At 61.1% G+C, this 22,568-nt stretch carries 23 protein-coding genes and 1 other annotated feature; of the genes, 9 read left to right on the top strand and 14 right to left on the bottom strand.

Annotated elements, in window-relative coordinates:
* The first annotated feature begins 15 nt into the window (after positions 1-15).
* The 4 genes from RBI05_RS13380 (at position 16) to RBI05_RS13365 (ending at position 3,660) form a co-directional block, all read left to right on the top strand.
* On the top strand, positions 16-813 hold the full coding sequence (locus RBI05_RS13380; protein WP_150457977.1) for an ABC transporter permease: 798 nt from the start codon (positions 16-18) through the stop codon (positions 811-813).
* Positions 814-1,695, top strand: a complete 882-nt coding sequence (locus RBI05_RS13375) for an ABC transporter permease (protein WP_310551467.1) — start codon at positions 814-816, stop codon at positions 1,693-1,695.
* A 39-nt stretch (positions 1,696-1,734) separates the two neighbouring features.
* The gene (locus RBI05_RS13370) at positions 1,735-3,087 is read left to right on the top strand and encodes an LLM class flavin-dependent oxidoreductase (protein WP_310551466.1); all 1,353 of its coding nucleotides are present in this window, start codon (positions 1,735-1,737) and stop codon (positions 3,085-3,087) included.
* 174 nt (positions 3,088-3,261) lie between these two features.
* Positions 3,262-3,660 (top strand): hypothetical protein, encoded by a 399-nt coding sequence (locus RBI05_RS13365; RefSeq protein WP_310551465.1) that lies wholly within the window; start codon positions 3,262-3,264, stop codon positions 3,658-3,660.
* 108 nt (positions 3,661-3,768) lie between these two features.
* On the opposite strand, the gene groL is transcribed toward RBI05_RS13365, so the two are convergent.
* The 7 genes from groL to RBI05_RS13330 all read right to left on the bottom strand — a co-directional run bounded on the left by groL (position 3,769) and on the right by RBI05_RS13330 (position 8,878).
* Positions 3,769-5,388, bottom strand: coding sequence for a chaperonin GroEL (gene groL / locus RBI05_RS13360; protein ID WP_310551464.1), 1,620 nt, complete (start codon positions 5,386-5,388; stop codon positions 3,769-3,771).
* A gap of 61 nt (positions 5,389-5,449) precedes the next feature.
* Entirely contained in the window at positions 5,450-5,731 is a 282-nt protein-coding gene (gene groES, locus RBI05_RS13355) for a co-chaperone GroES (protein WP_150457972.1), read from the bottom strand.
* Between the two features lie 262 nt (positions 5,732-5,993).
* Positions 5,994-6,737: a twin-arginine translocase subunit TatC gene (gene tatC / locus RBI05_RS13350; RefSeq protein WP_310551516.1), complete on the bottom strand. Its 744-nt coding sequence runs from the start codon at positions 6,735-6,737 to the stop codon at positions 5,994-5,996.
* Between the two features lie 165 nt (positions 6,738-6,902).
* Entirely contained in the window at positions 6,903-7,130 is a 228-nt protein-coding gene (locus tag RBI05_RS13345; RefSeq protein ID WP_310551463.1) for a twin-arginine translocase TatA/TatE family subunit, read from the bottom strand.
* A gap of 84 nt (positions 7,131-7,214) precedes the next feature.
* On the bottom strand, positions 7,215-7,700 hold the full coding sequence (locus RBI05_RS13340; protein ID WP_150457969.1) for a MogA/MoaB family molybdenum cofactor biosynthesis protein: 486 nt from the start codon (positions 7,698-7,700) through the stop codon (positions 7,215-7,217).
* Positions 7,701-7,769: 69 nt separating this feature from the next.
* Positions 7,770-8,237, bottom strand: coding sequence for a cyclic pyranopterin monophosphate synthase MoaC (gene moaC / locus RBI05_RS13335; RefSeq protein WP_310551462.1), 468 nt, complete (start codon positions 8,235-8,237; stop codon positions 7,770-7,772).
* A 2-nt stretch (positions 8,238-8,239) separates the two neighbouring features.
* A complete protein-coding gene (locus tag RBI05_RS13330; RefSeq protein WP_310551461.1) occupies positions 8,240-8,878 on the bottom strand; it encodes a 5-formyltetrahydrofolate cyclo-ligase in 639 nt (212 codons plus the stop codon).
* Positions 8,879-9,054: 176 nt separating this feature from the next.
* On the opposite strand from RBI05_RS13330, the gene RBI05_RS13325 reads away from it, so the two are divergent.
* Positions 9,055-11,001 carry an ABC-F family ATP-binding cassette domain-containing protein gene (locus RBI05_RS13325; RefSeq protein ID WP_310551460.1) on the top strand — a complete coding sequence of 649 codons (1,947 nt, stop codon included), beginning with the start codon at positions 9,055-9,057 and terminating at the stop codon, positions 10,999-11,001.
* Positions 11,002-11,349: 348 nt separating this feature from the next.
* Here the strand turns inward: RBI05_RS13325 and RBI05_RS13320 are convergent, their stop codons facing one another.
* From RBI05_RS13320 to RBI05_RS13290, 7 genes are all read right to left on the bottom strand, one after another.
* A complete protein-coding gene (locus RBI05_RS13320) occupies positions 11,350-13,077 on the bottom strand; it encodes a 2-isopropylmalate synthase (protein ID WP_310551459.1) in 1,728 nt (575 codons plus the stop codon).
* Positions 13,078-13,136: 59 nt separating this feature from the next.
* Positions 13,137-13,371: a binding site (T-box leader), on the bottom strand.
* Between the two features lie 55 nt (positions 13,372-13,426).
* Complete coding sequence (gene tsaD / locus RBI05_RS13315; protein ID WP_310551458.1) at positions 13,427-14,494, bottom strand: tRNA (adenosine(37)-N6)-threonylcarbamoyltransferase complex transferase subunit TsaD; 1,068 nt, start codon at positions 14,492-14,494, stop codon at positions 13,427-13,429.
* Positions 14,491-14,961 (bottom strand): ribosomal protein S18-alanine N-acetyltransferase, encoded by a 471-nt coding sequence (gene rimI / locus RBI05_RS13310; RefSeq protein WP_150458117.1) that lies wholly within the window; start codon positions 14,959-14,961, stop codon positions 14,491-14,493. The genes tsaD and rimI overlap by 4 nt, the downstream gene beginning before the upstream one ends.
* Before the next feature lie 26 nt (positions 14,962-14,987).
* Positions 14,988-15,857, bottom strand: coding sequence for a tRNA (adenosine(37)-N6)-threonylcarbamoyltransferase complex dimerization subunit type 1 TsaB (tsaB, locus tag RBI05_RS13305; protein ID WP_310551457.1), 870 nt, complete (start codon positions 15,855-15,857; stop codon positions 14,988-14,990).
* Positions 15,850-16,335, bottom strand: a complete 486-nt coding sequence (tsaE, locus tag RBI05_RS13300; RefSeq protein ID WP_310551456.1) for a tRNA (adenosine(37)-N6)-threonylcarbamoyltransferase complex ATPase subunit type 1 TsaE — start codon at positions 16,333-16,335, stop codon at positions 15,850-15,852. Before tsaE ends, tsaB begins: the two co-directional genes overlap by 8 nt.
* Positions 16,336-16,557: 222 nt before the next feature.
* On the bottom strand, positions 16,558-16,743 hold the full coding sequence (locus RBI05_RS13295; protein ID WP_310551455.1) for an H-type small acid-soluble spore protein: 186 nt from the start codon (positions 16,741-16,743) through the stop codon (positions 16,558-16,560).
* Between the two features lie 17 nt (positions 16,744-16,760).
* The gene (locus RBI05_RS13290) at positions 16,761-16,922 is read right to left on the bottom strand and encodes a hypothetical protein (protein WP_310551454.1); all 162 of its coding nucleotides are present in this window, start codon (positions 16,920-16,922) and stop codon (positions 16,761-16,763) included.
* A 192-nt stretch (positions 16,923-17,114) separates the two neighbouring features.
* Here RBI05_RS13290 and ku point away from each other — a divergent pair, with 192 nt between their 5' ends.
* The 4 genes from ku (at position 17,115) to RBI05_RS13270 (ending at position 21,472) form a co-directional block, all read left to right on the top strand.
* Entirely contained in the window at positions 17,115-18,191 is a 1,077-nt protein-coding gene (gene ku / locus RBI05_RS13285; RefSeq protein ID WP_310551453.1) for a non-homologous end joining protein Ku, read from the top strand.
* A 43-nt stretch (positions 18,192-18,234) separates the two neighbouring features.
* Positions 18,235-19,245 carry an ATP-dependent DNA ligase gene (locus RBI05_RS13280; RefSeq protein ID WP_310551452.1) on the top strand — a complete coding sequence of 337 codons (1,011 nt, stop codon included), beginning with the start codon at positions 18,235-18,237 and terminating at the stop codon, positions 19,243-19,245.
* Between the two features lie 205 nt (positions 19,246-19,450).
* Positions 19,451-20,344, top strand: a complete 894-nt coding sequence (ligD, locus tag RBI05_RS13275; RefSeq protein ID WP_310551451.1) for a non-homologous end-joining DNA ligase — start codon at positions 19,451-19,453, stop codon at positions 20,342-20,344.
* A gap of 480 nt (positions 20,345-20,824) precedes the next feature.
* Positions 20,825-21,472, top strand: a complete 648-nt coding sequence (locus RBI05_RS13270) for a transcriptional regulator (RefSeq protein WP_310551450.1) — start codon at positions 20,825-20,827, stop codon at positions 21,470-21,472.
* The last annotated feature ends 1,096 nt before the right edge of the window (positions 21,473-22,568 follow it).

The raw sequence follows: 22,568 nt of genomic DNA, 5'->3' as shown, positions 1-22,568 counted from the left end.
AGGAGCGTGACGTCCGTGTCCGTTAGAACAAGCAAGTTCGCTATCCGCTCGGCCAACGCCCTTATCGGTCTGCTGCTGCCCCTTGCTCTGCTCGCCGTATGGCAGTATGCGACGTCGCGGGGCCTCGTCAACGCCGTCCTCATTCCTCCGCCCCGCGCGATCTGGGAGGCGCTGACGGACATGGCCCGCTCCGGCGAATTAGGGAGCAATCTCTGGATCTCCGCGAAGCGCGCAACGCTCGGCTTTCTGCTCGGCGGCGGTCTGGGACTGGCCGCCGGGCTGTGGGTCGGGTTCTCGCTGAAGGCCGAGCGGCTGCTCGATCCTTCCATCCAGCTGCTCCGCACACTGCCCCATCTGGCTGTTGCGCCGCTGTTCATTCTGTGGTTCGGCTTTGACGAGACCTCAAAAGTTCTGCTGATCGCCAAGGCGGCCTTCTTTCCGCTCTACGTCAATACGTTCCTGGGCGTCCGCTCGGTGAACAACGAGCTGTTCGACGTTGCCCGCGTGCTGGAATTCACCCGGGCCCAGACCATCGCAAGGCTTGTGCTTCCGGCTTCGCTGCCCTCCGTCTTCCTCGGCATGCGGCTGTCCATCGGCGTCAGCTGGCTGGCGCTCGTGGTCGCGGAACTGATGGGGTCCAGCTCGGGCATCGGCTATATTATCAATGACGCCCGGTCGTTCTCGCTTACCGCCGTCATCTTCGTAGGGATTCTGGTCTTTGCGGCCGTCGGCAAGCTGACCGACTCGATAGTCCGGCTGGCGGAATCCCGCCTGCTGCGGTGGCAGGACAACCGGCAGGGAGGAGGAGCTTAAATGAACGAACTGATCGATCATCCGGCGCCGGCCTCCGTGCATGCCGCCGCTTCCGGGGCTGCGGCTCCATCGGCCGCTTCCCGGGGTCCGCTGCCCCGGGCCCGTCCGGCCGTCCGGCGGCGCATTCGTCCCGCCGGCTGGCAGGGCTGGATCGTCCCGGCAGCCGTCCTGCTTCTCTGGCAGACCGTATCCATGCTCGGATGGGTCTCTGGAACGCTGCTGCCCGCTCCCTCGCGCATCGTCCAATCGCTGGTTCGGCTCTCTCTCTCGGGCGAACTGTTCCGGCATCTCGGCGCAAGCGCCTTTCGCGCCGCGTCCGGTTGTCTGCTCGGAGGCGCGACGGGCCTCCTCCTGGGGTTGTTCACCGGGCTCGGTAAATGGGCCGAGCAGACGCTGGACCCCTCTATGCAGATGCTCAGAACCGTGCCGCTGATGACTTTGATTCCGTTGTTCATTCTGTGGTTCGGCGTCGGGGAATTCTCCAAAATTCTGCTGATCGCGCTCGGTTCTTTCTTCCCGGTCTACTTCCATACCTTCCTCGGCGTGCGGGCGGCCGACCGGAAGCTGCACGAAGTCACGCTGGTCCTTCAGTATTCGCCCTGGCACAAGCTGACGGCGCTGGTGCTTCCCGCCGCGCTCCCCAACCTTCTGCTCGGCGTCAGGCTGGCCGTCAGCGCCTCCTGGCTCATCCTCGCCATCGCGGAGATGATGGGAGCAAGCTCGGGAATCGGCTACATGATCCAGGATGCCCGCGTGTTCAGCAATACGGACATCGTCTTTGTCGGCCTGATCGTCTTCATGGCCGCAGGCAAGCTGTCCGATGTCGGCGTCCGGGCGCTGGAGCGGCGCTGGCTGAAGTGGAGCACCGCATACAAAGGCTGAGGACGGATCCCTACTACTATTCAACGGAGGCGACTACTTATGACCCGTACCCGTGACGGACAGCTTCATCTCGGAGCATTCCTGTATTTCAGCGGACATCATCACGCCGGCTGGCGGCATCCCGCTTCGGGCGTGGAGCAGATGTTCGACATCAAGCTGTACGAACAGCTGGCGAAGACGGCCGAACGCGGCAAGTTCGACATGATCTTCTTCGCCGACCTGCTGCATCTCATCTACCCCGGCCGGGCGGCGGCCGGCATGCTGGACCCCGTGTCGCTGCTCTCTGCACTCTCCATGGTCACCTCGCACATCGGTCTGACGGCAACGGTCTCCACTACCTACAACGAGCCTTTTCACGTCGCGCGCCGGATGGCAACGCTGGATCTTATCAGCGGCGGCCGGGCGGGCTGGAATATCGTCACCTCGCAGGTTGACGCCGAAGCGCATAACTTCGGCCGGGAGAAGCACCCCGAGCACAGCCTCCGCTACGAGATGGCGGCGGAGTTCGTAGAGGTCGTCACCCGGCTGTGGGACAGCTGGGAGGACGACGCGCTGGTGCTGGACCGGAAGGAAGGCGTCTTCGCCGATGTCTCCAAGCTTCATCCGGTCGACTACCAAGGCGAGTGGTACAATTCCAGGGGACCGCTTATCACCCCCCGGCCGCCGCAGGGCTATCCTGTGCTAATCCAGGCGGGGTCTTCCGAACCGGGCCAGGCATTCGCCGCCCGGATCGGCGAGGTGATCTTCACCGCCCAGCAATCGCTGCCGGCCGCGCAGGCCTTCTACAGCCGGCTGAAAGCCAAGGTGGCCGCGTCCGGACGGGAGCCGGACAGTCTGCTTATTATGCCGGGCCTCTCTCCGATTCTGGGCTCGACCGAAGAAGAAGCGAAGCGCCGCGAACGCGAGCTGCTTGACCTGATCGACCCGGAGGAGGCGGTCATGATGGTGTCCGGCATTCTTCAGGTTGATCTCGGCGGGTACCCGGCCGACGGTCCGCTGCCGGACATCCCCGATCCCGTCGAATCGAGCAACGGAATGAAGAGCCGGGTTCAGCTCATTATGAATCTGGCCCGCAAGGACAATCTGTCCATCCTGGAGCTTGGCCGGAGGCTGCTCGGCGCAAGAGGCCATATGCAATTCGTAGGCACCCCCGGGCAGCTCGCGGATCTGATGGAGGAATGGTTCGAGCAGCGCGGCTGCGACGGCTTCAACATCATGCCGCCGGTGCTGCCGGGCGACCTGGACATCTTCGTCGATCAGGTGGTGCCTGTCCTTCAGAAGAGGGGCCTGTTCCGCACCGAGTACGAAGGCTCCACACTTCGGGATCATCTGGGCCTGGCCCGACCGGAGATTGGACATTTTCGGCAGCCCAACGGCACTTTTGCCATATAACCTCCTGAAACGCCTCAAGCTCTCCGGGAATTGCTCCCGGAGAGCTTTGGCATGCCCTGACCCTTCCCTATCTGGCATAAGAGCGGGGCTTGGAAGCTGCACATCATGATGTAATTTATATACAGGGCGTTATTGCCATAATATACTGATGGGAGCAAAAGGAGGAATTTAATTGTGAACCACAAGAGTTATTCCCGTCTGATTCTTCAATGCATCACCGGCCTGTTGGCCATCGTTCTCTTCGGTCTGTTCGTGTATCCGGGCCTGTACCGCTACGATGAGCTCGAACAGAAATATCCCGTCCGAATCAACCGCATTACCGGCACCACCCATGTTCTTGTCCAGGGCCAATGGATCAAATCCGAAGCCAAGAATGCCGCCTACTTCACGGGGCTGCAGCAGAACAGCAATGAGACGGATTATACCATTACGCAGATGTCCTCCATGCTGCAGCAGCAGCTTGACCTTTTTCGCCAGCAGCTGGAGCAGGACCTTCGGAACGTCTACCCTACCCCCTCGCCATCCTTTTATTCCACCGAGTATCCGCCACTGAACGGCAAGACCGGGAACTGAGTTCATTCACGCCGTGAACCCCGACCCTCATCGAAAGAGGCCTCTCCGAAGTTCACTGAACTTCGGAGAGGCCTCTGCTTTTGTACGATTTATTGATTTATTGAAACCTTACATCATGCCGCCCATACCGCCCATGTCCGGAGCCATTGGCTTCTCTGGAGCCGGCTTGTCGGCGATCACAGCTTCGGTCGTCAGGAACAGACCTGCTACGGAAGCGGCATGCTGCAGCGCGGAACGGGTAACCTTGGCCGGATCGACGATACCGGCTTCGATCATGTTCACCCACTCGTCGGTAGCGGCGTTGTAGCCGATGCCGACTTCTTCCTTCTTCAGACGGTCCACGATAACGGAACCTTCCTGGCCGGCATTCGCGGCGATGGTGCGGATCGGCTCTTCCAGAGCGCGCAGCACGATGTTCACGCCGGTCTTCTCGTCGCCGGTTACATTGACAGCGGCAACGGCTTTGTAGACATTGACCAGAGCGGTACCGCCGCCGGATACGATGCCTTCTTCAACCGCAGCGCGGGTTGCGTTCAGGGCGTCTTCGATGCGAAGCTTGCGTTCTTTCAGCTCGGTCTCGGTAGCGGCGCCGACTTTCACAACGGCTACGCCGCCGGCCAGCTTGGCCAGACGTTCCTGCAGCTTCTCCTTGTCGAACTCGGAAGTCGTTTCTTCGAGCTGGGAGCGGATCTGGCTGACACGGGCCTGGATGTCTTCCTTGGCGCCTGCGCCGTCCACGATCGTGGTGTTCTCTTTGGTTACGCGCACTTGACGGGCATTGCCGAGCTGGTCGACCGTTGTGCTCTTCAGATCCAGACCGAGCTTCTCGGTAATTACCTGGCCGCCGGTCAGAGCGGCGATATCCTGCAGCATGGCTTCGCGGCGGTCGCCAAAGCCAGGAGCCTTGACAGCCACAGCGTTAAATGTGCCGCGCAGCTTGTTGACGATCAGCATGGCCTGAGCTTCGCCTTCGATATCTTCGGCGATAATCACCAGCGGACGGGACTGCTGAACGATCTTCTCAAGCAGCGGCAGAATCTCTTGCGTGCTGCTGATCTTCTTGTCGGTGATGAGGATGTAAGGATTGTCCAGAACCGCTTCCATCTTGTCCGTGTCGGTAATCATGTACGGGGAGATGTAGCCGCGGTCGAACTGCATGCCTTCCACCACTTCCAGCTCGGTCGCGAAGCCGCGGGATTCTTCGACGGTGATAACGCCGTCCTTGCCCACCTTCTCCATCGCTTCGGCGATCAGCTGGCCCACTTCCTCGTCGGCTGCGGAAATCGCGGCAACCTGGGCGATGGACTGCTTGCCTTCGATCGGCTTGGCAATCTTCTGCAGTTCTTCAACAGCGGCGCGAACGGCCTTGTCGATGCCTTTGCGCAGTCCGATCGGGCTGGCGCCTGCCGTTACGTTCTTCAGGCCTTCGCGGATCAGCGCTTGCGCCAGAACCGTTGCCGTTGTCGTACCGTCGCCGGCGACGTCGTTCGTCTTGGTCGCTACTTCCTTCACGAGCTGGGCGCCCATGTTCTCAAAAGCGTCTTCCAGTTCGATCTCCTTGGCGATCGTTACGCCGTCGTTCGTGATCAGCGGGCTGCCGAATTTCTTCTCCAGCACAACGTTGCGGCCTTTCGGTCCGAGCGTTACCTTAACAGCGTTAGCCAGGGCGTCTACCCCGCGGAGCATTGCGTGACGCGCTTCTTCACTGAACTTAATATCTTTAGCCATGATTCAAATTACCTCCCTGTTAAATTGTAAGTATTTGAATGTCGTTCTTATGCAAATCGTCTTAGCCGAGAATGGCGTGAATGTCGCTTTCTTTCATAATCAAATACTCTTTGCCTTCGTACTTGATTTCAGTTCCGGCATATTTGGAGAAGAGCACACGGTCGCCTTCCTTGACTTCCAGCGGCACGCGCACGCCGTCTTTCAGCGCACCGGCGCCAACGGCTACGATTTTGCCTTCCTGCGGCTTCTCCTTGGCGGAGTCGGGCAGTACGATACCGAACGAAGTCGTCTGCTCCTGCTCGATCGGTTCCACCAATACGCGTTCACCTAAAGGTTTGATCATGAAAAACAGCCTCCTTTAATTATGTGGTTGGTCAAGCGGCTGCGGCAACGCCATGCGGGCAAGAAGCGCAGAGCCGCGTTGCGGGTATCCGCCTTTATTAGCACTCGACATCGCGTAGTGCTAACAACAATTTTTATATTACTCAACTTGCGGGCGGATTTCAAGTCCCTGCACACTCTTTTTCCCACAAATTCAGGAAAAAGCGCTCCGGGGGGCTGTCCCCCCCGAAACCTCTCTTCCATTCTATCCACGGCTGGGAGAATTATGCCTCCCGAATATAGCGCGCCTCCCGCGCCGCGTCGGCCGCCAGCTGCTTGCGGTAGACCAGCGCCGACAGCAGAACGCTGAATTCATAGAGCGCAAGCAGCGGAATCGTCACCAGAATATCGGAGATGAAGTCGGGCGGCGTAATGACGACCGCGATAAAGACGAGTGCGAAATAGGCGTACCGGCGAAGCTTCCTAAGCCGCATCGGGTTCAAGAGCCGGATGCGGGTCAGGAACAGTACGGCCAGCGGCAGCTCGAACAGCAGCGCCAGCGGCAGCACCAGATTGAACATGAAATCGAAATACTGCGTAATCCCATAGGTCTCGGCCAGCCCCAAGTTCCGGTTCACCGAAGCGGTAAAGGCCAGCGCCATCGGGAAGACGATATAATACCCGAAGGCAAGGCCCGCCACGAACAGCAGAAAGACATAAGGGACATACCGCAGCGCCGCGCTCCGCTCTTCGGGGTGAAGCGCCGGACGGACGAATGCCCAGATCTGATAAACGATGAACGGCAGGCCGACCGCCAGCGCAACGGCCATGGCAATCTTCATATAGATGCCGATGCCGTCCCAGGATGCGAAGGCATGCAGCTGATACCCCTGGGCGCTCTCCGCGCGAATCAGATAGCGATAGACCGGCTGCGCGCAGTACAGCCCGCCGATCAGTCCGATGAAGAGAACGACCAGCACGCCGATCAGCCTGCGCCGCAGCTCGGTCAAATGCTCGACGAGCGACATTTCTTCCTGTTGTTGCGATCCCGCCACGTTCGTCACTCCTCCCGCGCGCAATCTGTGAAAGGCGGTTCTTTCTACAAAAAAAGGGCCGCCGGCCGGCAGCTCGGCGGTCATCCCTCTTGTCCTGTCTAAGATTCGGCCAGAAGCCTAACGGGCCAGCGGTCTTCTCTAAGGCAACCGCTTGTCCGGTTCAGCCTGCGCCGTCTGTGCCGTCTGCTGCGGACCGGAAGCCGCACGCGCCGAATCCTCGGCCAGCACCTCGCGTGTGCCGTCCTTGAATTCACGGAAGGTTCTTCCCACCGCGCGCCCCAGCTCAGGCAGCTTGTTCGGACCGAAGAGAAGCAGGGCAAGAATGGCGAGCAGTATAAATCCCGGTGTTCCGATGGAGTTGAACATTCGGATTCCTCCCGTTCCAGATTAACGTTGCCTAACTTCCTTATCATACCATAACTTATATCACATGCGAACCGCAGCCGCCGGCTACTGCCTGAACTGCCCGGTCACCATGAGCAAGGCTTCCGGGAGCTGATCCATAATCGCCGCCAGATGCTCATGTACGCCCTTCGGGTTGCCCGGAAGGTTGACGATCAGGGTTCTGCCGCGAATTCCGGCAATGCCGCGGAACAGCATGGCCGTCCGGTTCTTCGGCAGCACGGCCGCGCGCATTGCTTCCGGCATTCCCGGAACCTCGCGTTCAATGACCCGGCGGGTCGCTTCCGGGGTGACGTCCCGGATCGCCAGATCCGTACCGCCCGTCGTCAGTACCAGATCGGCCTGAAAGTAATCGGTCAGCTCGATCAGAGCTGCGATGATCTCATCCTCTTCGTCCGGAACAATCCGGTACTCCACAATTTCACCGCCAAGTTCTTCTTCCACCAGCTCGCGGATAACCTGGGCGCTCGTATCTTCCCGCTCCCCCCGGGCTCCCTTGTCGCTGGCCGTCAGAATGGCCGTCTTCCATGCCATGGGTTCTCCCCCCTTCTTATGTACTTTGCCGTGTGCTTGGCCGCCCTTGCGCGGCTTGGCCGGGCAGCGTCACCGCCGGTAATCGCCGCTTGCGCCGCCGCTCTTGGACAGCAGCAGCGTCGGCCCGATCGTCATGTCTCTCTGAAGCGCCTTGCACATATCGTACACGGTCAGCGCGGCGGCCGATACGGCCGTCAGCGCCTCCATCTCGACGCCGGTCCGGCCGGTCGTCCGCACGGTCGCTTCTATATATAGTTCATCTGCGTTGTTGTCGTCAAAAGACAGCTCCACTCCGGTCAGCGGCAGCGGATGGCACATCGGAATGAGATCCGATGTCTTCTTCGCCGCCATGATGCCGGCGACCTGCGCCACGCTCCGCACATCGCCCTTGCCGACCGTCCCGGATTTAATGGCTTCCAGCACCTGCGGCGCCATCGTCACGGTGCTGCGCGCGGTCGCGCTGCGCTGCGTGACCTCCTTGCCTCCGACATCGACCATCCGGGCGCGGCCCTCATGGTCAAAATGCGTCCATTCCAAATTCAAGCCCTCCCTTTGCAGATCGTGATGCCCTTCTCTGTAATTAGCATATCCATGAACCTGTCCTTCCCGTCGACCGGAACCTCCGGCACCACCTGAGCCGAGAAGCACAGGCCCGCCCGGACCGGACGCTGCCTTCCGCTTCCGGCAGCTTCTTCTTCCAGACGGGTCAGCAGACGGTCGTAGTAGCCGCGGCCGTATCCCAGCCGGCCGCCGCTCTCGTCGAAGGCGAGGCCCGGAACCAGAACAAGTTCCGGCAGAGCCCCGCCGGAGGCCCGGCAGGCCGCAGGGGCGGGCTCGGGGATTCCGAAGACCCCCGGCACCAGCTCGCTGCGGGATCGGACCCGTCCGGTCTCCAGCAGTCCTCCCGCCGCGACACGCGGCAGGAAGACTTCCATGGAAGCGGACCAGGCCTGATCAAGCAGGGAACCGGCATCGAGTTCGGAGCGGATGGCGGCATAAGCCATCAGAGAGGCGTATCCCGCCTCGGTCATCCAGGCCCAAGCCAGGCCGCAGGCTTCCCGCGACCAGTATTCACGCAGAGGTGCCTCCAGCGCATCCCGCCGGCTTGCCGCCAAGCGGCGCAGCGCTGCCTTCGCCTCCGCTGTTTCTCCCGTTCTGTTCCATTCTCCGCCCGGCATATCCATCCCTCTTCCGCTCCGCCCGCTGATGTTCCCATTTAACTATCAGTGTACCACTGTTCCCCCCCGGAAGCCAATGAAGGGAATGCTCTGGCGGTGGCCGTACTTTTTCATGTACACTGGAAGACAGAAGAAAGTTCTGATAATCACAGGCAAGGGCGGAGGTTACACTTACTATGCTGCTTCAAGCAACAGGCATTACGAAATTATATGGCATTCAGCCCGTACTGGAAGGCATCAGCCTTCAGGTCAACGAGAAGGAGCGGGTCGGGCTGGTCGGCGTCAACGGCGCGGGCAAATCGACCTTCCTGCAGATTCTGGCCGGAGAGCTCAGCTACGACAGCGGGCAAATCTATAAAGCGAAAGAAACGACAATCGGGTATCTTGCCCAGAACAGCGGCCTGCAATCGGACCGGACGATCGGGAAGGAGATGCTCGCCGTGTTCGAGCCGCTGCTGGCGGCCGAAGAAGAGCTGCGCCGGCTGGAAGAGCGGATCGCCGATCCGGATGCCGCCGGGGACGAGAAGCGCTACAACGAACTTCTGGAGCGCTATTCCACACTGTCCGACTGGTTCAGGGACAACGGCGGCTACGAGATGAACACGCGCATCCGCAGCGTGCTGCACGGCATGGGCTTCGGCGAATTCCCGGCCGAGACGAAGATCAATACTTTGAGCGGCGGCCAGAAGACGCGGCTCGCGCTTGCCCGCATTCTGCTTCAGGCCCCTGACCTTCTGATGCTGGACGAACCGACCAACCATCTCGACATCGAGACGCTGACCTGGCTGGAGGATTACCTGCGCAGCTATCCCGGCGGCATTCTCGTCGTCTCCCATGACCGCTATTTCCTCGACCGGCTGGTAACCGGCATCGTTGAAATCGAGCGTCACCAGTCCAGACGCTATACCGGCAACTATACGCGTTACGTGGAACTGAAAGAAGCCGAGTACGAGAGCCGGCTGAAGCAGTATGAGAAGCAACAGGACGAGATTGCCCGCATGGAGGAGTTCATCCAGCGCAATATCGTCCGCGCTTCCACGACGAAGCGGGCCCAGAGCCGCCGCAAGGCGCTGGACAAGATGGACCGGATCGACCGCCCGCTCGGCGATCTCAAGAAGGCCAGCTTCTCTTTCGAGCCCGATTTCCAATCCGGCCGCGAGGTGCTCCAGGTCCGCGGCGTCTCCGTCTCCTTCGAGCCCGGCAAGACGCTGTTCCGCGACGCCTCATTCGAGCTTCGCCGGGGCGACACCGCTGCACTGATCGGCCCGAACGGCATCGGCAAGTCCACGCTGCTGCAGTGTCTGATCGGGTCCCGGGAGCCGTCCGGCGGCACCGTGAACTGGGGAGCGAAGGTCAAGATCGGCTACTACGATCAGGAGCAGACCCGGCTGAATCCGAACAATACGGTGCTGGAAGAACTGTGGAGCGAGTATCCGATGCTGGAGGAGGCCCGCATCCGGACCATTCTCGGCAATTTCCTGTTCAGCGGCGAGGACGTCCAGAAGAAGGTGGCCGCTTTGAGCGGCGGCGAGAAGGCGCGGGTTGCCCTCTCCAAGCTGATGCTGCGCGGCGCCAATATGCTCATTCTCGACGAGCCTACCAACCATCTCGATCTTGTCAGCCGGGAGGTGCTGGAGTCGGCGCTCATCGACTTTGAAGGCACGCTGCTGTTCATCTCCCATGACCGTTATTTCCTCAACAAGATGGCGGAGCGGGTGCTGGAGCTGTCGCCGGACGGAATTGATCCGTATCTGGGCAATTACGACGACTACATCGCCAAGAAGCAGGAGCTGGCCGAACTGGCGGCCAGCGAAGCGCCTGCACCGGCCACTTCCGCTCCGGGTGCGGCTCCCCAGGAGGCGGCGGACAAGTCTCCGGCCTCCTCCTACGAGGCCGACAAGCAGGCCAAGCGCGAAGAGCGCAGCCGCCAGCGCCGGCTGGCCGAGCTGGAGGACCTGATCGGAGAGCTGGAGTCGGAGATTGCCGGGATCGAGCAGAGCATGGCGAATCCCGAGGTTTTTCAGGATTATATGGCGCTGCAGAGCCATGAACAGCAGCTTACCGCGCGCAAAGAGCGGCTGGCGGAGGTTTTTGACGAGTGGGAGCGGCTGGCCGAGGATTAGGAAATCGCTGGCTTCAACAAAAATTCATGATTTTCCCGATTTCGTCCTCCTTCGGTTGTCCACAGCCTTATCCCCAGAAGTCGTGTATAAGTTTTCTCAAAAAAAGGCCCAAAGGGCCTTTTTTTCTGCGTCAAAATTGGAAACGTGGAGTCAATCCTTTTTTATCCACGATTCTATCCACATTATCCACATTTTCCACAGTCCGGCTGTGAAAAAGAAGACCCTGTTTTCAGCATTCAAAAAAGAGGCTTCCCTGCTGCATTTCCGCAGATTTTGCACAGATCGGGCAGAATATGTGGATAACGTTGTCCACATCTTGACAAAATGCTCGCACCCCTGCACCTCTTGTCATCGGTTCGATTCGGCAGCCGAGACAGAGACTTCCGCCAGCATCCGGTTGACGGCGCTCAGCAGCGCCTTCACCGAGGACTGCCCAATATGCGTATCCATGCCAGCTCCCCAGAAGCCGCAGCCGGAAGCGTCCACGATTCGGATGTAGGAGACGGCTTTGGCATCCGAACCGACTCGCGTTGCATTCTGGCTGTAGGTTGCGATATCGAAGACAAGCGGCGATGCGCCGGGCTCCTCCCCGCCCGGACTTCCGTTGTTCAGCAGTCCTGCAAGCGCGCCGCGAAGCGCGTCGAGCGGTCCGTTCCCCCGTCCTTCCACCAGGCTGCGGGCGCCGCCGTATTCGATTTCCGCTTCAACCCGGACCCCGTCCTCTTCGCGCGATTCCGTATAGCCCGCCAGCCGGAGCTGATCGCCCCGGTTCACATATTCCTCCTCGAACAGGCGGTACAGTTCATTCGGAGTCAATTCCTTGTTCCCCCGGTCCGAGACCCGGGTGCACCGGTCCCCGAATTCCTGCTGCAGCGCCTTGGGCGGTTCGATGCCGTAGTGCGTATTCAGCAGGTAGAAGACCCCGCCTTTGCCGGATTGCGAGTTGACCCGAATGATCGCTTCATAGCTCCGGCCGATATCCTTGGGGTCGATAATCAGGTAAGGCATCCGCCAGCGTTCATACGGCTGCTCCAGCCGGTCCATCCCCTTCTTGATCGCATCCTGATGCGATCCCGAGAAGGCCGTGAACACGAGCTCGCCCGAATACGGGTAGCGGGGCGGAACGCCCATGCCCGTCAGCCGCTCGCAGGCTTCGGCGATCTCGTCCAGGCGGGAGAAGTCCAGTCCGGGATCGATGCCCTTCGTGTACAGATTCAGCGCCAGCGTCACCAGATCCACGTTGCCCGTCCGCTCGCCGTTGCCGAAGAGCGTTCCCTCGACCCGCTGGGCCCCGGCCATGAGCGCAAGCTCCGTAGCGGCCACGCCCGTGCCGCGGTCATTGTGGACATGGACGCTGACGATAACCGAATCCCGGTAGTTCAGCCGCTCCGATACATACTGGATCTGGTCGGCATAGACATTCGGCGTTGCCAGCTGCACCGTTTCGGGGAGATTGATGATCGCCTTATGCTCCGGGGTCGGCTGCCAGACGTCCAGCACCGCATTGCAGAGCTCAATGACATAATCCATCTCGGTGGCGTTGAAGGTCTCGGGGGAGTATTCAAAAAAATACTTCTCGGGCCCATACCGCTCCGCCAGCTCCTTGAACCGCCGGGCGCCCTTGACGGCGATCGCCTTGATCTCCTCCCGGTCCATCCCGAACACGACTTCCCGGTGCAGCGGGCAGGTCGAATTGTACAGATGGACAATTGCCCGCCGCGCATCCTTCACCGACTCGAAGGTGCGGTCGATGAGATGGTCGCGGGCCTGAGTGAAGACTTCAATCGTCACATCCTCCGGAATCCGGTTCTCTTCAATCAGCCTGCGGACCAGCTCATACTCGGTCTCGGACGCCGATGGAAACGCCACCTCTATCTCCTTGAAGCCGATGCCTGTCAGCAGGTCGAAGAAGGCGAGCTTCTGCTCCGTGTTCATCGGCACCTGAAGCGCCTGGTTGCCGTCGCGCAGATCGGTGCTGCACCAGATCGGAGCCTCCGTAAGAATCCGGTCCGGCCAGGTGCGGCCGGCATAGCGGAAATCGGGTTCTCCTGCGTACTTGCGGGGGGACATGGTCATGGTTGTTACCTCCTGTATGGGGTGGGATGATACAACAAAAAAACCGCATCTCTTGATTATCAAGAGACGCGGTTGTTCACCTCGCGCGGTACCACTCTAATTCGCCTGATTCAGGCGCACTCATCGGATGCAGACACATCCTATCCCTATAACGGGGGCACCCGGCATAGCCTACTGAATCTTCGGTATGCAGCTCCGAGGGGAGTTCCGAATTCCTGGCTGCGGCCTTGCACCTTCCGGCCGCTCTCTGTGAGCTCAGGGAGAAACGTACTAATTCCTCATCCACGCTTGGATATGAAGTTGGTGAAGCTGAAGTTGCTATAGAGATTATCACAGCTTCACGCCGCAATCAAGCCGAAGTTTCCGGTCCATGCCTCCCGGGCGACCATTCCTCGAGCGAAAGCCCTGCGTCGGCTACCATATCCAGCGCCGTGGCGCCGTCATGCCGCCATTTGACATAGGCGGCCGCGCCGATCATGGCGGCGTTGTCGGTGCAGTACACCGGGGGCGGGACGATCAGCTCGATGCCCTCGGCGCTGCACCGCTCCGCAAGCGCCGACCGCAGGCCGCGGTTGGCTGCGACACCGCCGCAGAGCAGAAGCTGCTGCGATCCGGTCTCCCGGACGGCCCGGATCGCCTTGCCGACCAGCACCTCCACCACTGATTCCTGGAAGCCGCGCGCAATTGCGCCTGCATCCGGCTCCAGGCCCTTCATCCGGCTCTGATTGACCAGATTCAGGACCGCCGACTTTAATCCGCTGAAGCTGAAGTCATACGACTCCGGCTCCAGCCACACGCGCGGCAGCGGAGCGGCCTCCGCCGATTCCCGCGCCAGCTTGTCCACATGGGGACCGCCCGGATAGGGGAATCCGAGCGCCCGGGCCACCTTGTCGTAAGCTTCCCCGACAGCGTCGTCCCGCGTCCGGCCGATGATCCGGAACTCTCCTTCCGCTTCCAGACTGACCAGCTCCGTGTGTCCGCCCGATACCACAAGCGACAGGCAGGGATACTTCAGCTCTGCCACAAGCCGGTTGGCGTAGATATGGCCGGCGATATGATGCGTGCCGATCAGCGGCTTGTTCCATGCCAGAGCCAGGCTCTTGGCGGCCACGACGCCGACAAGCAGGGCGCCGACCAGCCCCGGTCCCTGGGTGACGGCGACCGCGTCCAGCTGCTCCGGCTTAAGCCCGGCCTGCCGGAGCGCTTCCTCCACGATGACCGTAATCACTTCGACGTGCTTGCGCGAAGCCACCTCCGGCACGACCCCGCCAAAGGCTTTGTGCGTCTCGATCTGGCTGGAGATGACGCTTGCCAGCACCTCGCTGCCGTCCTTCACGACGGCGGCGGAGGTCTCGTCGCAGCTGGTCTCGATCGCCAGAATATAGAAAGGCGCCTCTGCGCCTGTATGCTCGCTCATTCCTGCTCCACGCTTCCTTCCATGACGCCAAAATCCCGGTAAGCCGGCAGATCCGCCCACATAATCAGCGCATCTTCCCGGTTATCGGAATAGTAGCCCTTCCGCACCCCTGCGGGGCGGAAGCCTTTTTTGCGGTAGAGATTCTGGGCCACCTCATTCGAGACCCGCACCTCCAGAGTGATGGACTTCATCCCCAGGTAGGCGGCCGTCTTCATGAGCTCGTCCAGCAGCCGCTCTCCCCACTTGCGTCCGCGGTATGCCTCCAGCACCGCGATGTTCGTCACATGGGCTTCGTCGACGATGGCCCACATTCCCGCATAGCCGATGATGTCGCCCTGCCATTCCATGACCATATATTTGGCAAAATGATTATGAGTCAGCTCGTTGCGGAATGCTTCTTCCGTCCAAGGCATCGTAAAGGCTTCCCGCTCGATGACCAGGATTCTCGGAATATCCTGCAGCGTCATCAGGCGGAAGACCAGCTCTTCGTCGCTCACGTATTCCCGGCCTCCTTGGCCGCCGCCCGGCGGAGATTGGCCTCCGCCTCCGACAGCTGCGTATAGTTCGGTATCAGGCTGTGAACGTCTTCGCCCTCCGGCTGCTCCAGAAGCCGGAGTTCTCCGAGCAGGCCGACCCAGCGGCCTTCCAGCTCGCAGGGAACCGCCTGCGCCTGCGCCAGCCCTTCGAGCGGGGCGAGCTGTTCCGCCGCAGTATGCTTCTGCGGCTCGCCGACGAACCAGACGGCCTCGGGCGCGGTGCCGGAAGCCTCCGCTTCGCGCAGCATTCCGGCGAGCTCCGGCAGCCAGTCCGCCGTCAGCCGGATGGCGTCCGGCGCCAGCCGCTGTGGCGGCGCTCCGGCCGGCCGGTCTCCGCCGGCTGCGAACAGCGCCGTGTAGGTCTGCCCCCGGCGCGCCTCCAGCATCGGCACGATCCAGTGCGCGGCGGAAGAGTCCGCCGCCGGCAGCGCTTCAGGCCGCACTGCGGCGGGCTCTCCGCGTCCGCCGTCCAGGCCGGCCGCCCGGCTCCAGCCGCACCAGGCCAGGGCGTGCAGCGTCGATACGCCGCAGACGGGCACCTTCCAGGCCCAGGCCAGCGACTTGGCCGCCGTAACCGCGATCCGGGTTCCGGTGTAGGAGCCCGGGCCGATGCCGACGGCAATCCCGGCCAGCTTCGGGCCGGACGTGCGGCTCGCGGACAGCGCCTCTCCGATCAGCGGCAGCAGGTGCACCGAATGGTTCCGCTCGCCGGCCGCGTTGATCTCATGCAGCGTCCGCCCGCTCTCCGTCACGGATACGCCGAGCACGGCCGTGGCCGTATCCAGCGCCAAAAGCCGCTTGCGCGGCTCGCTTTTGTCATCATTCATCATGGCTTGCTCCATTCTCTCCCAGACTGCGGCAAATCTCCGCATGGGCTTCTCCGTATCCGGTCAGCGTAATGCTGCGCTCCTGCGGTCCCGTCGTCTCGATGGCGATCCGCAGACACTCGGCGGGCATCAGATCCCTTATCAGGGTACTCCACTCCACCAGACACACGCCTTCCCCGTAAAAGTATTCCTCCAGCCCCAGCTCATCCGCCTCTTCCGGCGACAGCCGGTACACATCCATATGATACAGCGGAAGCCGTCCCGCGTATTCTTTAATAATGGTGAAGGTCGGACTGCTGACGACGCCGCGCACGCCGAGACGGCGGGCGAAGCTCTGCGAGAACGCGGTCTTGCCTGCGCCCAGATCGCCGTCGAGGCCGATGATACAGCCCGGGAACGCCAGATCGGCCACCGCCGCAGCCAGCCGCTCCGTATCCTCCGGACCGCCGGAAGCCGCCGTATAGCTGCTCTTCTCCATGGCGATTTCCCACCCCTGCCTGTATAATAACTGCTTCTTCCTCTATACGGAACATTCATCTTATTATATCGGGATGCCCTCTAAGCCGCAAGGAAACCGCGTTAAGACAGCTTTGTCCTGCTCTGCGAGCTTGCAGCGCACAAAAAAGGCCCTGTGTCCGGACAGAGCCTCCCTTGTCTCTTGGGGCCGAGCTTCCCCCAACGCCCTCATTCATTCCGCGTTTCAGCGTTTCTCTTCCTCCAGCCGGTCTACGCCGACCGTATGCGTATTGGTTGGCCGGGAGCCGACCTGCACCGTCGCCATGCCGTTCGCCGCATCCACCTGCTCGATCCAGACGGGCTCGCCGTCCAGCTTCACCGCGATGTTATCCCGCGAATTCAGAATATCCTGCGCACGCTGCACATCCATTGTTGACCCCTCCTTATTTATGGATAAAAATCATCATCGTCCTCCGGTTCGCCGATCGTATCCCCGGCGTCCAGCCGCATCGCTTCCGGTTCATCGGCTTCGTCTTCCGGCGCCGTCAGCGCCTCCCAGTCGACCAGACCTGCCGGAATGCCCGGCATCCGCTCTTCCTCCCGGCTCATACGCCTTCCTCTCCCGGCCGCCCGGCCGTCGATCGCCTCCTGCCTGCGCAAGAAGCGGGATGCCTTCTAGTCTGTCCCCGCCCCGGCTCGGGTATTCGCAGGATTAACGGCCCCCCGGGTCCGGATATACTAAGCCGAAGCGAAGCGCACGGCACGTGCCCGCACCATCCACAGCAGAGGAGGTTGTACGTCATGCATACCGTCTGGAAAGGGGCGATCAGCTTCGGTCTGGTCCATGTCCCGGTCAAAATGTTCTCGGCCACCGAAGATAAGGATATTTCGCTGCGCTATATCCATAAGGAATGCGGCAGTCCGCTCTCTTATGTGCGCAAATGCCCCGTGTGCGACAAGGAGGTCGGCTGGGAAGAGATCGGCAAGGGCTATGAGTACGAGAAAGGCAAATTCGTTCTGTTCGACAAGGAAGAACTGGAGCAGCTGACCGAGGAGAGCAGCAAGAACATTGCGATTCTGGATTTCGTCGATTTGAAGGAGATTGATCCGATTTATTTTCAGAAGACCTACTACCTGTCTCCCGACCAGGCCGGTTCGGGCGCTTATCTGCTGCTGATGGAGGCGATGCGGCAGACCGGCAAGATCGGAATCGCCAAGATTTCCATCCGTTCCAAAAGCAGTCTCGCCGCCATCCGCGTGCTGGACGAGTGCCTTGCGATCGAGACGATCTTCTACCCCGACGAGGTCCGTCCGGTCTCGCAGGTTCCCGGTCTGCCGGAGGCCCGGGCGGTTAACGACAAGGAACTCGATATGGCCAAAATGCTGATTGACCAGCTCTCCACCCCGTTCGAGCCCGGCAAGTATACCGACGATTACCGTCAGCGGATGCTGGACCTCATCTCTGCGAAGGTCGCTGGCGAGGAATTCCATGTCGCGCCAGCCCGCCAGGAGAGCAACGTCATCGACCTGATGGCCGCCCTTCAGGCCAGCATCGAAGCGGCCCAGGCCCCGGCCATTCCGACCGATCCGGGACGGGCGGCCGGCGCGGGAAGCGGCGCAGCAGGAGCAGCCGGAGCCAAGCGCCGGAGCGCCGGTAAACGGACGGCGGCCGGCGCAGCGGCAGGTGCGGCAACAGGCGCAGGAGCAGGTGCGGCGGGAATGGCCGCCGGAGCGGATGCCGGGGCGGGAGCCGCGCAGCCGGGGGCCGCTGACGCTGCGCAGGCTGCCCCGGGCGCGAGTACGGGCGCCAGTGTGCCGGTAATCGCGCCCAAGACGCCGAAGCGCCGGAGCAGCAAAGCGAAGAAGACGATATCATAAGGGCGCCCGGTTGCCGGGATCGTCCAAAACGGAGAGGAGGAGAATGGCTATGCCCAAGACGCCGATTGCGGAAGCGGGTGTCTTGTCTTTTCCAGCCGTCAAGCCGTTCGAGCCCGTTCTGGCAGAAGTTCCTCCCCAGGGCCCCGAGTGGATCGCCCAGATTAAATGGGACGGCGTCCGCATGCTGGCCTGCCGGGACGGAAACGGCGCGGAACTGGTCAACCGCCGGGGCAACCGGCGAACGGCGCAGTATCCGGAGCTGGCCGACATTGCCGCCTACTGCCGGGCCGAATCGGTCATTCTCGACGGAGAGATTATCGCGCTGAGCGAAGGCAAGCCTTCTTTTCATGAAGTGATGCGGCGGGACGGGGCGCGGACGGAGGCTTCTATCCGCTCCGCTTCCCGCCAGGTGCAGGTCATCTACATGGTGTTCGATATTCTGTACCGCGGCGGCGTCTGGCTGACCGACCGGCCGCTCGCGGAGCGCCAGAAGATTCTGCAGGAGACGCTTCGTCCTCACCCGCATGTGCAGGCCGTCCCGAGCTACCCGGACGGGGCCGGTCTGCTCGAAGCTGCGCGAAGCCAGTCGCTGGAGGGCATCGTCTGCAAAGACCTCGGCAGCCGCTATGCGCCGGGCGGCAAGGATGCCCGCTGGCGCAAGATCAAGCTGCTCTCCGACGTTACAGCAGTCGCCGGGGGCGTTACCTTCCGCGACGGGATTGTCAACGCCCTGCTGCTGGGCTTGTATGACGAAGCCGGCCGGCTGCATTACATCGGCGACGCCGGCTCCGGGCGCCTGACCGCAGCCGATTGGCGCGAATTGACCGCGCTTGCCCATTCCATGGCCGCCGACCGTATGCCGTTCGTCTCGCCGCCCGTCCGGGCCAAAGGGAAAGCGATGTGGGTCCGGCCCGAGCTGGTATTCAAGCTTCACTTCCTGGAATGGAATGCTTCCGGAACCATGCGCCAGCCGGTCATCCAGTGCCGTTTGAATCTGCCGCCATCCGCCTGTACGCTGGACCAACGGCCAGGTCCGGCGGGGCCGCTGGTTTAGGAACCTATAGCCCCCTGGTTCTTCCACCCGCGGCTCTCCGGCGGCGTGCTGCCCGGTTCTTCACCCACGACGTCTCCGGCGCTGCTGCTCGGTTCTTCCACCCGCGGCGTCTCCGGCGCTGCTGCTGCCCGGTTCTTCTTGCCCGCGGCAGTGAACGGCGGTGCTCCGCGTTTATCGCATCCTTGTCTGTAAGGAGGAATCACTCATGCCGACCGGAGTCAAAGGCACGATCGAGATCAACGGACACACCGTTGACATTACTAACCCAGACAAGCCTCTCTGGCCTGAGATGGGTATCACCAAAGCCATGTATTTGCAAAAACTGGCCGCGCTTGCGCCTTACCTGCTTCGCTACTGCGAAGGCAGGCTGCTGACCGTGATCCGCTACCCGCATGGGGAGGGCGGCATGTCCTTTTACCAGAAGAACGCCCCCGAACCGAGACCGGATTATATCTCCACCTATCTGCACGAAGGTATCCGCTATATGATTCTGGACAGTCTGCCCGCCCTGCTCTGGCTCGGCAATCAGGCCGCGCTGGAGTTCCATCCCTCGCTGCACCGGGCGGGGAGCCCGCTCCCCTGCGAGTGGATGATTGATCTCGATCCGTCCCGCGATGTCGAGCCCCGGATTATGGAAGCCGCGGCCATCGTTGGGGAGGCGCTGCACTCGCTCGGCCTGGCCTCCGTCCCCAAAACCTCCGGAGCCACCGGCGTCCAGATTATCGTGCCGATCTCTCCGGGCATCACCTTTGACGAGTTGCGGGAGATTGGGCTCTTCCTCGGCCGATTCGTTACCGAGAAGCATCCGCATTTGTTCACGCTGGAACGGCTCAAGAAGCACCGCGGCGACAACATCTACTTCGATTATCTCCAGCATTACGGCGGCAAAACGCTGGCCGCGCCCTACACCCCCCGCGCCCGCCCCCGGGCGACCGTCTCCACCCCGCTGACCTGGGAGGAGGTCCGCCGCAACGTCTCCCCGCTCGACTACCATCTGCTCAATATCGAAGCCCGGCTCGCCTCCGTCGGCGATCTTCTGGCGACTCTTCCGCCGCAGCCGGTCGAGCTGGTGATCCGGGCGTTGAAGGGACGGCGGTAGGGTTAGGGTTAGGGTTAGGGTTAGGGTTAGGGTTAGGGAGAGAACGGGAAATTTCCGGAAGCTGCAAGAAGGCTAAAGAGCACGGAAACGTACTGTCAAGGTACAGAACTTACGAGGCTTGCTCCATGAGGGCATAGCAGGCAAGTACAGGAATTCCGCGATGCACCGCTGCATTAAGAGCCAAAATAGCCAAAATACGCTTCGTGAACGGCGACGTTTATATACGAGAATGCTCCGGAAGGACAGCGCACCATCTGGGCATAAGCATGCCTTTATGCAGGCACGGAGCGGTTGCACCGGGACCCAGGATTTGTGCCGGGGCTTTCCGGCAGGTATAATCGGTAGGAGACAGACGTGAAGCACACGCCGCTTTGAGCGACCCCACCCGGTATTCATAGGCCGGGGGGCGGAAGCCGGAGCGGCTTTTTTGCGGACAATTTGAACGGCTGGGATCGGTTGAAACGGAGAGGAGCAGAGGGAATGCCGAAGTTCGAGACGGAGTATGAGTTATGGCTGGAACGGCAGTTGGACGCCGAGAACAATCTGCGGCGCAGGGAACTTCTTGAGCGGGGGCTGGGTCACGGAACCGTGGAATTTTTGCGGCGCGTATGGTTTCCGGCGGTCGGGAATTTGGAGCATCTGCATGCGGAATGGGAGGTGCGTGATTTTCAGGGAGGATACCGCTATGTAGACCTTGCGTACATGCCCCACGGCTGCAAGGGCGGTATTGAAATTCAAGGCTATGGATCGCATGCGCGCGATCTGGATGTCCGCCGGTTCAAGGATCTGTGCCGCAGGCACTGCCTGCTTGCGCTGGACGGTTGGACCTTTCTGCCGATTGCCTATCCTTCCATCGTCGATGAACCCAAGCTGTGCCAGCAGCTAATCCTCGCTTTTATCGGCCGATTCGTGGCTTCAGGCCCCGGGTCCTCTCTGTCCTGTCTGGAAGCCGAGACGCTGCGGTACGCCCGAAGAGTGCTGCGGCCCTTTGCGCCGGGCGAGCTTGCGCTGCATCTGAACGTAACGAACCGGCATGCGCGGCGTATCCTCCAGCGCCTGAGAGAGCGCCAGCTCGTAGAAGCGGCTGCCGGCAGCGAGCGCATTCGCACCTATCGGCTGACCGAGTAGTGCCGGGTGGGGCTAAGTAGCGCAGCCTAGTGCCCATGATGTAGAGCAGCTTAGTGATACCAGTAGTGATCTGTCGTGATCTGTCGTGGCCAGTAGTGTTGATTATTGTACAGTAGTGGCCAGTATACTGAGTAATTCGGAGTAGTGCCGAGTAGTTCCGAGTAGTGCGGAGTAGCGCGGAGTAGTTCCGAGTAGTGCGGAGTAGCGCGGAGTAGTTCCGAGTAGTGCGGAGTAGTGCCCAGTGGTGCGGAGTAGTGCGGAGTAGTGCCCAGTGGTGCGGAGTAGTGCGGAGTAGTGCCCAGTGGTGCGGAGTAGTGCGGAGTAGTGCCCAGTGGTGCGGAGTAGTGCGGAGTAGTGCCCAGTGGTGCGGAGTAGTGCGGAGTAGTGCCCAGTGGTGCGGAGTAGTGCGGAGTAGTTCCGAGCAGTGGTGACGAGTGCTCTGTTAATGGAGGTATTACCTAGTCGTATGAAGTAATGTGAGTTGCTTAGAATTGGAGGTTAGTCGCATTCTTGACGAGAGTCTACTGATCATCCGGACCCTAGAGACCTTATTTTGCTCTAAAATGCCGAATTATACGGGTATGCGGACACAGGAGACCTTATTCTTCTACTCATCGCCCGGTTTCAGGACGTAGTACCGGAATAAGGTCTCTCATGTCCGCTAACTCACATTTTATGGCGTTTTTGGGCTAAATAGCGTCTCCTGTGTCCGCATTGTACAGGGATTGCAGGATAAGGGACAAGCAAGGCCTTGGTAAGGGGAACAAGTCGGCGAAACTCTTGGTACTGGGCGCTGCTGCACAATGGGCTTACTGAACAGCAGCGGTGGAGCAGCAAGACAGGTGGTGCGGGCAGCGAGACAGGTGGCACCGGCGGCAGATCGTGATGCGGCGCGGGTCCGCATCATTCGAGACGCCCGTGCCTTGAGGCGTTGCCGGTAGTCCCGGGCCTATGTGATGCGTCCGCAATACTTGAGGTGCGCGTTCTGCCTGGCGCTCCCGGCGGATTATGCCGGTCCACCCACGGAGAACGAACAAGCCCGCGGTCTGCGAGACCGCGGGCTTGTGTTCGTTTTGGGCCGTTCGCTCTCGGCCTG

This window comes from Paenibacillus glufosinatiresistens (assembly GCF_031470375.1).
Classification (GTDB): Bacteria; Bacillota; Bacilli; order Paenibacillales; family Paenibacillaceae; genus Paenibacillus_AQ; species Paenibacillus_AQ glufosinatiresistens.
This window is presented reverse-complemented; position numbering and strand designations above follow the sequence as displayed.

What these genes read in the sequence shown, in the direction of transcription:
- tsaD (WP_310551458.1), bottom strand. Translation starts at nt 14,494, where the DNA reads ATGAGCGAGCATACAGGCGCAGAGGCGCCTTTCTATATTCTGGCGATC.
- RBI05_RS13375 (WP_310551467.1), top strand. Translation starts at nt 814, where the DNA reads ATGAACGAACTGATCGATCATCCGGCGCCGGCCTCCGTGCATGCCGCC.
- RBI05_RS13340 (WP_150457969.1), bottom strand. Translation starts at nt 7,700, where the DNA reads ATGGCATGGAAGACGGCCATTCTGACGGCCAGCGACAAGGGAGCCCGG.
- groES (WP_150457972.1), bottom strand. Translation starts at nt 5,731, where the DNA reads ATGATCAAACCTTTAGGTGAACGCGTATTGGTGGAACCGATCGAGCAG.
- ku (WP_310551453.1), top strand. Translation starts at nt 17,115, where the DNA reads ATGCATACCGTCTGGAAAGGGGCGATCAGCTTCGGTCTGGTCCATGTC.
- RBI05_RS13290 (WP_310551454.1), bottom strand. Translation starts at nt 16,922, where the DNA reads ATGAGCCGGGAGGAAGAGCGGATGCCGGGCATTCCGGCAGGTCTGGTC.
- tatC (WP_310551516.1), bottom strand. Translation starts at nt 6,737, where the DNA reads ATGTCGCTCGTCGAGCATTTGACCGAGCTGCGGCGCAGGCTGATCGGC.
- RBI05_RS13325 (WP_310551460.1), top strand. Translation starts at nt 9,055, where the DNA reads ATGCTGCTTCAAGCAACAGGCATTACGAAATTATATGGCATTCAGCCC.
- tsaB (WP_310551457.1), bottom strand. Translation starts at nt 15,857, where the DNA reads ATGAATGATGACAAAAGCGAGCCGCGCAAGCGGCTTTTGGCGCTGGAT.
- RBI05_RS13280 (WP_310551452.1), top strand. Translation starts at nt 18,235, where the DNA reads ATGGCTATGCCCAAGACGCCGATTGCGGAAGCGGGTGTCTTGTCTTTT.
- groL (WP_310551464.1), bottom strand. Translation starts at nt 5,388, where the DNA reads ATGGCTAAAGATATTAAGTTCAGTGAAGAAGCGCGTCACGCAATGCTC.
- RBI05_RS13345 (WP_310551463.1), bottom strand. Translation starts at nt 7,130, where the DNA reads ATGTTCAACTCCATCGGAACACCGGGATTTATACTGCTCGCCATTCTT.
- RBI05_RS13320 (WP_310551459.1), bottom strand. Translation starts at nt 13,077, where the DNA reads ATGACCATGTCCCCCCGCAAGTACGCAGGAGAACCCGATTTCCGCTAT.
- rimI (WP_150458117.1), bottom strand. Translation starts at nt 14,961, where the DNA reads ATGACGCTGCAGGATATTCCGAGAATCCTGGTCATCGAGCGGGAAGCC.
- RBI05_RS13330 (WP_310551461.1), bottom strand. Translation starts at nt 8,878, where the DNA reads ATGCCGGGCGGAGAATGGAACAGAACGGGAGAAACAGCGGAGGCGAAG.
- tsaE (WP_310551456.1), bottom strand. Translation starts at nt 16,335, where the DNA reads ATGGAGAAGAGCAGCTATACGGCGGCTTCCGGCGGTCCGGAGGATACG.
- RBI05_RS13370 (WP_310551466.1), top strand. Translation starts at nt 1,735, where the DNA reads ATGACCCGTACCCGTGACGGACAGCTTCATCTCGGAGCATTCCTGTAT.
- RBI05_RS13295 (WP_310551455.1), bottom strand. Translation starts at nt 16,743, where the DNA reads ATGGATGTGCAGCGTGCGCAGGATATTCTGAATTCGCGGGATAACATC.
- RBI05_RS13270 (WP_310551450.1), top strand. Translation starts at nt 20,825, where the DNA reads ATGCCGAAGTTCGAGACGGAGTATGAGTTATGGCTGGAACGGCAGTTG.
- ligD (WP_310551451.1), top strand. Translation starts at nt 19,451, where the DNA reads ATGCCGACCGGAGTCAAAGGCACGATCGAGATCAACGGACACACCGTT.